The sequence below is a fragment of the Curtobacterium sp. MCBD17_028 genome (genome assembly GCF_003234875.1).
Classification (GTDB): domain Bacteria; phylum Actinomycetota; class Actinomycetes; order Actinomycetales; family Microbacteriaceae; genus Curtobacterium.
In genome coordinates this window covers 236,252-248,943 of record NZ_QKTQ01000002.1, presented here as the reverse complement: position 1 = coordinate 248,943, position 12,692 = coordinate 236,252, and the positions used below count along the sequence as shown (strand labels likewise).

The following is a 12,692-nucleotide window of genomic DNA, read 5'->3' as shown; positions in this document are numbered from 1 at the left end:
TGGTCGTGCTCGCCGACGTCACCGTCGGCCGGTCAGGACGCCAGCCTATTGCACGGGCTGTGATGGCGACGGGTCACTTGCCAGGGGCGTGGGCGGCCGGTGGCGGCGGCACCTCCGACACAGGACCAACCATTCCGCCGGGGAGGCCGTGGGTCACCGCTCGATGGCGATGGTCGCGCCCGTGATGGTCGTGGGGACCTTCGGTGCACCGGTACCGTCGCTGCCAGCGGTGCCGATCCCCTTCGACGTGATCGTCTTCCGGAGCCGGGGGAGCCCCGCGGTCACCTTGCCGACGACCGTGTAGCCGCCGGTCGAGCCGTCGAGGTGCGTGTCACCGTAGGTGATGAAGAACTGCGTGTTCTGGGAGTACTGCGAGCTGCTCCTGGCCATGGCGATCGTGCCGGTCGGGTAGTCGCCGTCCGCGGGGACGTTCTCGAGCGGTCCGTACTCGAACCCGGCGTCCCCGGTGCCGTCGCCGTTGGCGGAGCCGCACTGGATGAACTGTGCCCCCTTCGTGACGCTGAGCCGGTGGCAGGACGTGCCGTCGTAGAACTGCTTGCGGATGAGGTCGACCAGGACGCTCGTCGACTGGGGTGCGGCCTTCCCGTCGAGTTCGATGTCCAACGTGACCGTCTTGTTGAGCGTGAGCCTGCCGGTCCAGGTCGAGGCCTTCGCGATGGACGCGCTCGGCACGTTCCCGGTGTCCGCCGCGGTGGCGCTGGCGGACGGGGTCGGCGTGCTCGTGGCGGACGCCGACGCCGATGCCGATGCCGATGCCGATGCCGATGCCGATGCGGAGGCCGTCGCCCGCTCGTCGTGCACGAGCTGTGAGCCCGTGGCGAGTGCCGCGACGACGACGAGTGCGACGAGTGCGACGAGGTCGTCCCGCCGCCGCCTCCGGCGTCGCCGGTCGTGGAGGCCCTGGCGCGCCTGGTACAGACGGAGGCGGTCGCGCGCCTCCCTGGCATCCCTGCCCTGGTTCCTCGGTGCCACGTGTCCTCCGCCCTGGTCCCGCGTCCCGGCCGCCCCGGTGCCAGGGAGGATCGTAGTGGACGACCCGATGACCGATCGCCGCGGCCTGCGGTGGTGGCGTCCTCCCGGTCCCGCGCATCGTGTCGGTGCCGCCGCTTACCATGGGGGACATGGCAGCGGACCGGTCGGTGACGGGCGTGCAGAGCGCGCCGGGCGTCGGTCAGGGCGCGGCGCCGCTCGCCGTGCGCATGCGGCCGACGAGCCTCGACGAGGTCGCCGGGCAGGGGCACCTGCTCGGGCGCGGATCACCACTCGTGTCCCTGGCGTCCGGAGCGGACGACCGTCCCGGTGGCGTCTCGGTCATCCTCTGGGGTCCACCGGGCACCGGCAAGACCACCATCGCGCAGGCCATCGCCCGTTCTTCCGGTCGGGCCTTCGTCGAACTGAGCGCCGTCACCGCAGGCGTCAAGGACGTGCGTGAGGTGATGGAGCGCGCCCTCGCCCACCGCGATCTCTACGGCTCGACCACCGTCCTGTTCCTCGACGAGATCCACCGGTTCAGCAAGGCCCAGCAGGACGCCCTGCTGCCGGGGGTCGAGAACGGCTGGGTCGTCCTCATCGCCGCGACGACCGAGAACCCCTCGTTCTCGGTCATCGCGCCCCTGCTCTCCCGGTCGTTGCTCCTGACACTGCGCCCGCTGTCCGACGTGGACCTCGGGACCCTGGTCGACCGCGCCGTGGAGGATCCTCGTGGACTGGCCGGGACCGTCGTCCTCGGTGACGAGGCCCGTGCGGCGCTCGTCCGACTCGCCTCGGGTGACGCCCGCCGTGCCCTGACCGCCCTCGAGGCGGCCGCGCAGTCGGCGATCGCGGCGTCGGACGACCACGAGACCGTGCCCGTCGTCACGGCCGAGACGATCGCGGCCGCGGTGGACCGCGCGCTCCTGCGGTACGACCGGCAGGGGGACGAGCACTACGACGTCATCAGCGCGTTCATCAAGTCGATCCGTGGCAGCGACGTCGATGCCGCGCTGCACTACCTGGCCCGCATGATCGAGGCGGGCGAGGACCCGCGGTTCATCGCGCGCCGGGTGATCATCTCGGCGTCCGAGGACATCGGGATGGCCGATCCCCAGGCGCTCCCGATCGCGGTCGCCGCAGCCCAGGCCGTGCAGCTGATCGGGATGCCCGAGGGCCGCATCCCCCTCGCCGAGGCGGTGGTCTACCTCGCCACCGCACCCAAGTCGAACGCCGCGTACACCGGCATCGACGCGGCGATCGCCGATGTCCGGGCGGGCCGGATGGGAGTCGTCCCCACCCACCTGCGCGACGCGCACTACCCCGGTGCGAAGCGGCTCGGCCACGGCAAGGGGTACGTCTACGCGCACGACGCCGAGCACGGGGTTGCGCGACAGCAGTACCTCCCCGACGTCCTCGAGGGCACCGAGTACTACAGCCCCACGACGAACGGGAACGAGCGCGAGGTCGGACCGCGACTCGACCGACTGCGGCGCATCATCCGCGGATCCTGACACGGACGGCCTCGCTGCTTCCGACGGCCGCGGCCGCCCTGCTATGCTGTTCGCGCCCACGTCCGGGTCCTCGCGTGCGGCTGCGTCGAGGACCGCAGTGACCGCGGTTCGGACTGTAGCCGTCCGATCCCACAGGCTCATCCCTCTGGATCCCGTCACGGGCGGTCCGATCCGCGTCAGCGGAGCTCCGCAGGTGATCGTCGTGTGCGCACGGCGGGGCCACCGTGATCCGTTCGTTCAGTACAGAAAAGGACCCTGTGTCTACCAAGTCACGTTCCCGCAGCAAGACCCGCCTGTCGCGCGCGCTCGGCATCCCGCTGACGCCGAAGGCGGCCCGTTACCTCGAGAAGCGCCCCTACGGGCCGGGTGAGCACGGTCGCACCCGCCGCAAGGCCGACAGCGACTACGCCGTCCGCCTCCGTGAGAAGCAGCGTCTGCGTGCCCAGTACGGCATCCGCGAGAAGCAGCTCCGCATCGTCTTCGAAGAGGCCCGCAAGTCGAAGGGCCTGACGGGTGAGAGCCTCGTCGAGCTCCTCGAGGAGCGTCTCGACGCGCTCGTCCTCCGCGCCGGCTTCGCCCGGACCACCGCGCAGGCACGCCAGCTCGTCGTGCACCGCCACATCCTGGTCGACGGCAAGCTCGTCGACCGTCCCTCGTTCCGCGTCAAGCCGGGGCAGCTGATCCACGTCAAGCAGCGCTCCGAGTCGCTCGAGCCGTTCCAGGTCGCCGCCGCCGGTGGTCACCTGGACGTCCTCCCGAAGGTGCCCGGGTACCTCGAGGTCGAGATCGACAAGCTCCAGGCCCGCCTCGTGCGTCGCCCGAAGCGCGCCGAGGTCCCCGTGACCTGCGAGGTCCAGCTGGTCGTCGAGTACTACGCCGCCCGCTGATCCACAGCACCACCGCCGAGGGCGGGTCGTCCACAGCGGACGGCCCGCCCTCCGGCGTTCCGGCGGACCGCACTAAGCTGGGCAGGGCACGCCTGCGGGTGTGGGAGGGAGCCGGACGTGAAGCAGCTGTTCTTCGTCGCCGTCGGTCTCGTGGTGGGGTTCGTCCTCGCGCGGCGGGTCGACCGGTCGCAGGCTGCCCAGCGCCCCGTGGTCCGGGCCGGATCGGCGGCGAAGGCCTTCGCATCCGCCGTCGCCGATGGCTACCGCTCGCGCGAGGCCGAGTTGCGGGCGCGCCCCGGCGACCACGCCTGACCCCATCGGTGCGGCCGGCCCCGGTCTCCGCCCGGGGGCGCCTTCCGTCACCCCGCCAGTCCACCGTCACGACCAGGAAGCACCATGCAGACCGCTGACATCCGCCGCCGCTGGCTCGAGTACTTCGGGGACCGTGGCCACACCGTCGTCCCCTCCGCCTCGCTCGTGTCGGACGACCCCTCGCTGCTGTTCACCGTCGCGGGGATGGTCCCGTTCATCCCGTACCTGTCCGGTCTGGTGCCGGCGCCGTTCCCCAGGGCCACGAGCGTGCAGAAGTGCATCCGCACGAACGACATCGAAGAGGTCGGGCGGACGCCGCGGCACGGCACGTTCTTCCAGATGAACGGGAACTTCTCGTTCGGCGACTACTTCAAGGAGCAGGCGATCACGTACGCGTGGGAGCTGCTCACGTCGAACGAGTCGGACGGGGGTCTCGGGTTCGACCCGAAGGACCTCTGGGTCACCGTGTACAAGGACGACGACGAGGCCATCCGGTACTGGAAGCAGATCGCCGGGCTGCCGGACGAGCGCATCCAGCGGCTCGACAAGGACACGAACTACTGGTCGACCGGTCAACCCGGCCCGGCGGGCCCCTGCTCCGAGATCTTCTTCGACCGCGGTCCTGCCTACGGCGCCGACGGCGGCCCCGCGACCGACGACGACCGCTACGTCGAGATCTGGAACCTCGTGTTCATGCAGTACCAGATCCAGGACGTCCGCTCGAAGTACGACTTCGAGATCGTCGGGGAGCTCCCGAGCAAGAACATCGACACGGGCATGGGTCTCGAGCGCGTCGCCTTCCTCAAGCAGGGCGTCGACAACATGTACGAGATCGACCAGGTCCGCCCGGTGCTCGACCGCGCCGCGGAGCTCTCCGGTCGTCGGTACGGCGCCGACCACGGTGACGACGTCCGCATGCGCGTCATCGCGGACCACGTCCGGTCGTCGCTGATGCTCATGTCGGACGGTGTCCAGCCGTCGAACGAGGGCCGCGGGTACATCCTCCGGCGGCTGCTCCGGCGTTCGGTCCGCGCGATGCGACTCCTCGGGGTCCAGGACGCCACCTTCCCGGAGCTCTTCCCGGCGTCCCGCGACGCCATGAAGGCCGCGTACCCCGAGGTCCACGATGACTTCGACCGCATCGCGCGGCTCGCCTTCGCCGAGGAGGACGCGTTCCTCCGCACGCTCGAGCAGGGCACGACCATCCTCGACGTCGCCGTCGACCGCGCCAAGCAGGACGGGGGTGCCCCGATCGGCGGCGACACCGCGTTCCTCCTGCACGACACGTTCGGGTTCCCGATCGACCTCACGCTCGAGATGGCCGAGGAGGCCGGCCTGCGTGTCGACCGCGCGGCGTTCGACACCCTCATGGCGGACCAGCGTGCTCGTGCCAAGGCCGACGCCAAGAGCAAGAAGCGCGCGCTGGCGGACCTCAGCGTCTACAGCGCCTTCCGTGCCCAGGGCGAGACCGTGTTCACGGGGTACGACACCCTCGAGACCGAGACCCGTGTGCTCGGGATCATCGTCGACGGCCGGGGCGTGGACCGCGCGGTGGCGGGCGACATCGCCGAGATCGTCCTCGCCGAGACCTCGCTGTACGCGGAGTCGGGCGGACAGGACGCCGACCAGGGATCGATCGTCGGCAACGGTTTCGACCTCGAGGTGCTCGATGTGCAGAAGCCGGTCGCGGGCCTGTACAGCCACACGGTGCAGGTGCGGTCGGGCGAGGTCGGGGTCGGTGACGCCGCGACCACGGTGGTCGACGCCGAGTACCGGCGCGGTGCGACCCAGGCCCACTCCGCGACGCACCTGGTGAACGCGGCACTGCGCGAGATCCTCGGGCCCGACGCGCTGCAGGCCGGCTCGTACAACAAGGCCGGGTACATGCGGCTCGACTTCTCGTGGAGCCAGCCCGTGTCCCTCGCGACGCGGACCGAGATCGAGGACGTCGTGAACGGCGCCATCCGGTCCGACCTCGACGTCACGACCCGTGTCCTGCCGCTCGACGAGGCGAAGGCGCTCGGGGCGCAGGCACTCTTCGGCGAGAAGTACGGGTCCGAGGTCCGGATGGTCGACATCGGCGGACCCTGGTCGCGCGAGCTGTGTGGTGGCACGCACGTGGCGTCGAGCGCCCAGGTCGGGCTCGTCAACCTCGTGGGCGAGAGCAGCGTCGGGTCGACGAACCGCCGTGTCGAGGCGCTCGTCGGGCTCGAGGGTTTCCGCGACCTCGCCGTCGAGCGGACCATCGTGTCGCAGTTGTCGAGCGCGTTGAAGGCGCCGCGCGAGGACCTCCCCGCCCGCGTCGCCGGACTGATGGCCGACCTCAAGAGCGCCGAGAAGCGGATCGCCGAGTTCGAGTCGGCGAACCTGCAGCAGCGCGTCCCGGGCATCGCTCGGACCGCTGGCAAGGTCGGTGACACCACCGTCGTCGCGCAGACGGTCGATGGCCTGAACTCGTCGGACGACCTCCGGTCCCTCGCGACCGCCGTGCGCGGGCAGCTCGGCACGGACGCGGCCGTCGTCGTGCTCGGTGCGGTCGTGAACGGCAAACCGGCCGTCATCGTCGCCACCAACGACGCCGCTCGACAGCACGGCGTCCAGGCGGGCCCCCTCGCGAAGGAGGCCGCCGGCGTCCTCGGCGGGGGCGGCGGCGGCAAGCCGGACCTCGCCCAGGGCGGCGGCACCGACGTGGCGGCGCTCCCCGCAGCGCTCCGCGCGGTCACCGATCGTCTCGGCGCCTGACCGGCGTGCGCACCGGGAGACGCCTCGGCGTCGACGTCGGACGGGCGCGCATCGGGGTGGCGGTGTCGGACCGCGACGGCCTGCTCGCCACCCCGGTCGAGACCGTCCGTCGCGATGACCGGCGAGACGTGCCCCGGATCCTCGAGCTCGCGGCGGAGTACGACGCGATCGAGGTGATCGTCGGGCTCCCGTTGTCGCTGTCCGGGGACGACACCCCGTCGACCACGGACGCGCGGGCCTTCGCCGCACGGATCGCGACGCGGGTCCCGGTGCGCCTCGTGGACGAACGGCTGTCGACCGTGAGTGCCCAGCGGGGCATGCGCGAGGCGGGCCGGGACAGCCGGAGATCGCGAGCCGTCATCGATCAAGCCGCCGCTGTTATCATTCTGCAACATGCGCTCGACCGAGAGCGCTCGGGAGGCACTCCGCCGGGGTCACTGATCCCGTGACTCGTGCGAGAGCGACCCGATCCGAGCAACACCGACCCGAGGAACATCGAGCAGCGTGGCAGACGACCTTGATTGGCGTGCGATCATCGCGCCCGGCGACGATGCCGACCAGCAGCGTGACGACCGCGCCGTCGGGGCCGCCGACGACCGGGCACCTTCCGCTCCGGACCGCGCCGGAGCTCCGCTCGGACCCAGCGCCGCCGATGCTCGTCCTCCCCACCTGACCCGCCGCGCAGCTCGAGAGGCCGCGGCCCGGGCCGACCGCAGCAGCGGGGGCGACGACGTCGTCACCGACCCACAGGACCACCACCACAGCGACGTCCGTGCGCTGTTCGGCCACCACGACGACGAGACCGCCGACCGAGACGCGCCCGGCCGGGCCGAGCAGGATGCCGCCGCGGTCGCCGTCGGAGCAGCGGCGGGCCGCGACGGGGGAGTCGGCGACGGGCGTCGCTCCGGGCGTCGCGGTGGGGCCTCCCGGCGTTCGCAGCCGCCGCGCCGCCGTCGCTCGCGGGGCGCGGTCGTCGCGGGCATCGTGATCGTCGCCATCGTGCTCGCGGGGGGTGCCGGCGCCACCCTGTTCGTGGTGCCGAAGGTCCAGTCGGTCGTCGCGAGCCTGACGAAGAAGCAGGAACCCACCGACTACACGGGGAGCGGCACGGGCAAGGTGACGGTCACCATCAAGGAGGGCGACATCGGCAGCGACGTCGCGAAGACCCTGCACCGGAGCGGTGTCGTCAAGACCTCGACCGCGTTCTACCAGCTCCTCCTCACCAAGCAGGACGTCCAGTTCCAGCCGGGTTCATACCAGCTCAAGCACCACATGAGCGCGAAGGCGGCCCTCGCGGCGCTGCAGGACAGCGCGAACAAGGTGACCGCGACCGTCCTGATCCCCGAGGGCACGGTGCTCAAGGACGTCGAGGCGTCACTCGTGAGCAAGGCCGGCCTCACCCAGGCGTCGGTGACCGCCGCCGCCGCGGACGTCTCGGGTTACGGCCTCCCTGCGGGCGTGACGAGCCTCGAGGGCTACCTGTTCCCCGCCACGTACCCGATCAACCCGTCGTGGACGGCAACGCAGTACTTCCAGTCGATGGTCGACACCATGAACCAGCACCTCGACGACGCGGGGGTGCCGGTGGCCGAACGCGCGCGCGTCGTGACGTTCGCCTCGGTCGTGCAGAAGGAAGCCGGACTCGCCGCCGACTACCCGAAGGTGGCCCGGGTGTTCCAGAACCGCATCGACCAGGGCATGCCGCTCCAGTCGGACGCGACGGTCGCGTACGGCACCGGGCACACGGACCGGGTGACCACGACCGACGCCGAGCGCGCGGACGCGGGCAACCCGTACAACACGTACCAGCACAAGGGGCTCCCGCCCGGTCCGATCTCGAACCCGGGCGACATCGCCATCAACGCGGTCATGCATCCCGCGGCCGGCAGCTGGCTGTACTTCGTGACGGTCGACCTGCAGACCGGAGCGACCGTGTTCTCGACGACCTACGCGGAACACGAGGCCGCGGTCGCCCAGTGGCAGGCGTGGATGAAGGCCCACCCCGACTACAAGTGATCCCGGGCGGCGGCCGGCCGTTCGGGCTGTGGGAGGATGGACACCATGCTTCGCTGGTTGACCGCAGGTGAGTCCCACGGACCCGAACTCATCGCCGTGCTCGAGGGGCTGCCGGCCGGCGTCCCGGTGTCGTACGAGCAGATCCGCGCCGACCTCGCGCGCCGCAAGCTCGGGTACGGTCGTGGTTCCCGCATGAAGTTCGAGCAGGACGAGCTGCACATCTCGAGCGGTGTCCGCCACGGGTCCTCCCTCGGCAGCCCGATCGCGATCCGCGTCGGGAACACCGAGTGGCCCAAGTGGGTCGAGGTGATGAACGCCGAGCCGGTCGAGACGACGGACGCCTCTCGCGGTCGCAACGCGCCGCTCACCCGACCCCGACCGGGCCACGCCGACCTCGTGGGCATGCAGAAGTACGCGTTCGACGAGGCGCGTCCGATCCTCGAGCGCGCGTCGGCGCGCGAGACCGCGGCGCGAGTCGCACTCGGCGCCGTCGCCAAGTCGTTCCTGGCGGAACTCGGCATCACGTCGGTGAGCCACACGCTGCAGGTCGGCACGGTGCGGGTACCGGACGACGCGCCGCTGCCCGTGCCCACGGACATCGACCGGCTCGACGACGACCAGCTGCGGTGCTTCGACGCCGCCACGAGCGCGCGCATGGTCACCGAGGTCGAGGCCGCCAAGAAGGACGGCGACACGCTCGGCGGCGTCGTGGAGGTGCTGTTCTACGGTCTCCCGCCGGGGCTCGGGTCCCACGTGCAGTGGGACCGGCGTCTCGACGCCCGGCTCGCCGCCGCGATCATGGGCATCCAGGCGATCAAGGGCGTCGAGGTCGGTGACGGCTTCGCGACGGCGGCGCGGCGGGGTTCCGCGGCCCACGACGAGCTGTTCCAGGCCGACGGCGAGATCTACCGCACGTCCGACCGCGCCGGCGGCACCGAGGGCGGCATGTCCACGGGCACGGTCCTCCGCGTCCGCGCCGGGATGAAGCCGATCGCGACGGTGCCCCACGCACTGCACACGGTCGACGTCGCGACCGGCGAGGACGCCTCGGCGCACCACCAGCGCTCGGACGTCTGTGCCGTACCGGCCGCGGGCGTCGTCGCCGAGGCGATGGTGGCGCTCGTCCTGGCCGACGCCGTGCTCGAGAAGTTCGGCGGCGACTCCGTCGGCGAGACCAAGCGGAACCTCGACGCGTACCTCGCGGCGATCCCGGCGTCGTTGCGGACGCGTGGCGTGACGTCGTCCGCCGACGTTCAGCAGCCCACACCGTCCCTGTGAGCGCGACGCCGCCGGGCTCCGGACCGTCGGGCGTCGCTCGCCACGACGACACGTGGACCCGGCTGCATCGGCTGGCGGTGCCCGTGGTGCTCATCGGTCCGATGGGCGCAGGCAAGTCGACCGTGGGCAAGCGCGCGGCGAAGGCGCTCGGCGTGCCCTTCACCGACACCGACCGTGAGATCGTGCGGGAACACGGATCCATCGACCGCATCTTCGCCGAACGCGGCGAGGCGGCGTTCCGCGACCTCGAGCGGGCCGCGGTCGACGCCGCGCTCGACACGGGCGGCCTCGTGGCGGTGGGTGGTGGCGCCGTCACGCACGACGCCACCCGTGCGGCCATCGCGACGTGCCGGGTGGTGCTGCTCACCGTCTCGGCCGACGCCGTCGCCGAGCGCATCGTCGGGACCGACCGCCCGCTCCTGGCCGTCGGCGGCATCGACGCGTGGACCGCGATCGCGGATGTGCGCGCAGCGACGTACGCGTCCCTCGCGCACGTGGTCGTGGACACCTCACGGCGTCCGATGAGCCGCGTGGTCGACGACGTCGTCGCCTGGGTCCGCGCCGCCGAGACACCAGGACCAGCATCGGCACCAGTGGCGGCCGCCGGCGCGCCGGCACCAGAGGAGGAACCATGACGACGAGCACGGCGCTGCCGGACGGCACGACGCAGATCCGGGTGGGCGGGGACGACGGGTACGTCGTGGCCGTCGGGCACGGTCTCCTCGAGGCGGTGCCGACGGTCCTGCCGCGCGGCGTCGCGAAGGTGCTCATCGTGCACGCTGCGCCGCTCGCGGAGCAGGCCGAGGTGCTCCGCGCGCGTCTCGTCGACGCCGGTCTGGAGGCCCTCATCGCCGAGGTGCCCGACGCCGAGTCCGCCAAGCGGGTCGAGGTCGCGGCCTTCTGCTGGCAGATCCTCGGGCAGGCCGACTTCACGCGGACGGACGCCGTGGTGGGGCTCGGGGGTGGTGCGGTCACCGACCTCGCCGGGTTCGTGGCCGCGACGTGGCTCCGCGGGGTCGCGCTCGTGCAGGTGCCGACGAGCGTGCTCGGCATGGTCGACGCGAGCGTCGGCGGCAAGACGGGGATCAACACGAACGAGGGCAAGAACCTCGTCGGTGCCTTCTACGCGCCCCGCGCCGTCGTCGTCGACCTCGACCTGGCCACGACGCTGCCGAGGAACGAGATCCTCACGGGCTTCGCCGAGATCGTGAAGGCCGGGTTCATCGCCGTGCCCGAGATCCTCGACACGATCGAGCGCGACGTCGACCGCGTCACCGATCCGACCACCCCGGAGTTCCGTCGCGTGGTCGAGCTCGCGATCGACCTCAAGGCGCGGGTCGTCTCGTCGGACTTCACCGAGCAGGGCAAGCGCGAGATCCTGAACTACGGGCACACGCTCGGGCACGCCATCGAGCACGCGGAGCGCTACCAGTGGCGGCACGGAGCTGCGGTCGCCGTGGGCATGGTGTTCGCGGCCGAACTCGCGCGGCTGACCGGTCACCTGGACGACGCGACGGTGGACCGCCACCGGACCGTGCTCGAGTCGCTCTCGTTGCCGACGACCTACCCCCTCGGCCGATGGGAGGGCCTACTCGCGACGATGCGCCGCGACAAGAAGGCACGGGCCGGCATGCTGCGGTTCATCGTGCTGGACGGCCTCGCGAAGCCGATCGTGCTCGAGGGGCCGGAACCGGCCCTCCTGTTCACCGCCTACCAGGAGGTCGGGGTCTAGCCCCTCCTCCCCGGGCGGCCCGGAGGGGCACCGGGTCGGCTCCGCTACACTTGTCCGAGGCCTCCGGCCACCCGACGAACACCACCATCTCCACATCGAACGGAACACACGCGCATGGCGAGCACCACGGACATCAAGAACGGCGCCGTTCTCAACATGGACGGCCAGCTCTGGTCCGTCATCGAGTTCCAGCACGTCAAGCCGGGCAAGGGCGGCGCGTTCGTCCGCACCAAGATGAAGAACGTCACGTCCGGCAAGGTCGTCGACCGCACGTTCAATGCGGGGGCGAAGCTCGAGTTCGCGACGGTGGACCGACGCGACTTCCAGTACCTGTACACGGATGGCGACGGCTACGTGTTCATGGACACCGACACCTACGACCAGGTCACGATCCCGAGCGAGATCGTCGGTGACGCCAAGAACTTCCTGCTCGAGTCGTCGATGGCCACCATCGCGATGAACGAGGGCAACCCGCTGTACGTCGAGCTCCCCGCCAGCGTGGTGCTCGAGGTCACGTACACCGAGCCGGGCCTCCAAGGCGACCGCTCGACGGGCGGCACGAAGCCCGCCACCGTCGAGACCGGCTACCAGATCCAGGTGCCGCTCTTCCTCGAGACCGGCACGAAGGTCAAGGTCGACACCCGCACGGGTGACTACCTCGGCCGCGTCAACGACTGAGGCGGGGGTTCGATGAGCGCCCGTTCGAAGGCGCGGAAACGCGCACTCGACATGCTCTACGTCGCCGAGGTCCGCGGCCTGCCCATCGCCGAGGTCCTCGCGACCGAGACCGTCCGCCACCTCGACCAGCCCGAGCGGGCCTCGAGCTGGGACTACGCACGCCAGATCGTCACGGGAGTGGACGACGACCGCGCGGAGATCGACCGGATCATCGTGGACCACGCCCAGGGCTGGACGATCGCGCGGATGCCCGTGCTCGACCGCTGCATCCTCCGCATGGGGGTGTGGGAGATCCGCTGGAACGACGAGGTCCCCGACGCGGTCGCGATCGCCGAGGCCGTCGAACTCGCCCAGTCGCTGTCCACCGACGACTCCGCCGGCTTCGTCAACGGGGTCCTCGGGGCGGTCGCCGGCCGCGGGCGGGCACGGACGGCCACGACGGCCGACGACGCCGGTGCGGTGGCGGAGCCCGATCCGGGTCGGTAGGGTTGCTGGCGATCGAGTCCTTTAATGCCGTCCTGTGAGGCGGGGAAGGAGGTCGGC

At 71.3% G+C, this 12,692-nt stretch carries 12 protein-coding genes; 11 read left to right on the top strand and 1 reads right to left on the bottom strand.

The genetic code is table 11. The features are described from left to right. Positions 1-153: 153 nt before the first annotated feature. Positions 154-993, bottom strand: a complete 840-nt coding sequence (locus tag DEI86_RS03490) for a peptidylprolyl isomerase (RefSeq protein ID WP_111048825.1) — start codon at positions 991-993, stop codon at positions 154-156. 149 nt (positions 994-1,142) lie between these two features. Here DEI86_RS03490 and DEI86_RS03485 point away from each other — a divergent pair, with 149 nt between their 5' ends. From DEI86_RS03485 to nusB, 11 genes are all read left to right on the top strand, one after another. Continuing rightward, positions 1,143-2,504 carry a replication-associated recombination protein A gene (locus tag DEI86_RS03485; protein WP_111048898.1) on the top strand — a complete coding sequence of 454 codons (1,362 nt, stop codon included), beginning with the start codon at positions 1,143-1,145 and terminating at the stop codon, positions 2,502-2,504. A 257-nt stretch (positions 2,505-2,761) separates the two neighbouring features. Further along, a complete protein-coding gene (gene rpsD / locus DEI86_RS03480; protein ID WP_111009163.1) occupies positions 2,762-3,391 on the top strand; it encodes a 30S ribosomal protein S4 in 630 nt (209 codons plus the stop codon). Between the two features lie 117 nt (positions 3,392-3,508). Further along, the gene (locus DEI86_RS03475) at positions 3,509-3,703 is read left to right on the top strand and encodes a hypothetical protein (RefSeq protein WP_111009162.1); all 195 of its coding nucleotides are present in this window, start codon (positions 3,509-3,511) and stop codon (positions 3,701-3,703) included. Positions 3,704-3,787: 84 nt separating this feature from the next. Beyond that, positions 3,788-6,445, top strand: a complete 2,658-nt coding sequence (gene alaS, locus DEI86_RS03470; RefSeq protein WP_111035909.1) for an alanine--tRNA ligase — start codon at positions 3,788-3,790, stop codon at positions 6,443-6,445. A gap of 5 nt (positions 6,446-6,450) precedes the next feature. Continuing rightward, positions 6,451-6,894, top strand: coding sequence for a Holliday junction resolvase RuvX (ruvX, locus tag DEI86_RS03465; protein WP_181435103.1), 444 nt, complete (start codon positions 6,451-6,453; stop codon positions 6,892-6,894). Positions 6,895-6,949: 55 nt separating this feature from the next. Beyond that, the gene (mltG, locus tag DEI86_RS03460) at positions 6,950-8,461 is read left to right on the top strand and encodes an endolytic transglycosylase MltG (RefSeq protein WP_258376454.1); all 1,512 of its coding nucleotides are present in this window, start codon (positions 6,950-6,952) and stop codon (positions 8,459-8,461) included. Positions 8,462-8,506: 45 nt separating this feature from the next. Then, on the top strand, positions 8,507-9,739 hold the full coding sequence (gene aroC / locus DEI86_RS03455; protein ID WP_111048824.1) for a chorismate synthase: 1,233 nt from the start codon (positions 8,507-8,509) through the stop codon (positions 9,737-9,739). A gap of 77 nt (positions 9,740-9,816) precedes the next feature. Next, on the top strand, positions 9,817-10,374 hold the full coding sequence (locus tag DEI86_RS03450; protein ID WP_111048896.1) for a shikimate kinase: 558 nt from the start codon (positions 9,817-9,819) through the stop codon (positions 10,372-10,374). Continuing rightward, the gene (aroB, locus tag DEI86_RS03445; protein ID WP_258368474.1) at positions 10,371-11,471 is read left to right on the top strand and encodes a 3-dehydroquinate synthase; all 1,101 of its coding nucleotides are present in this window, start codon (positions 10,371-10,373) and stop codon (positions 11,469-11,471) included. Before DEI86_RS03450 ends, aroB begins: the two co-directional genes overlap by 4 nt. Before the next feature lie 114 nt (positions 11,472-11,585). After that, entirely contained in the window at positions 11,586-12,149 is a 564-nt protein-coding gene (efp, locus tag DEI86_RS03440) for an elongation factor P (RefSeq protein ID WP_111009159.1), read from the top strand. 12 nt (positions 12,150-12,161) lie between these two features. After that, positions 12,162-12,635 (top strand): transcription antitermination factor NusB, encoded by a 474-nt coding sequence (gene nusB / locus DEI86_RS03435; protein ID WP_111025650.1) that lies wholly within the window; start codon positions 12,162-12,164, stop codon positions 12,633-12,635. Positions 12,636-12,692 lie beyond the last annotated feature (57 nt).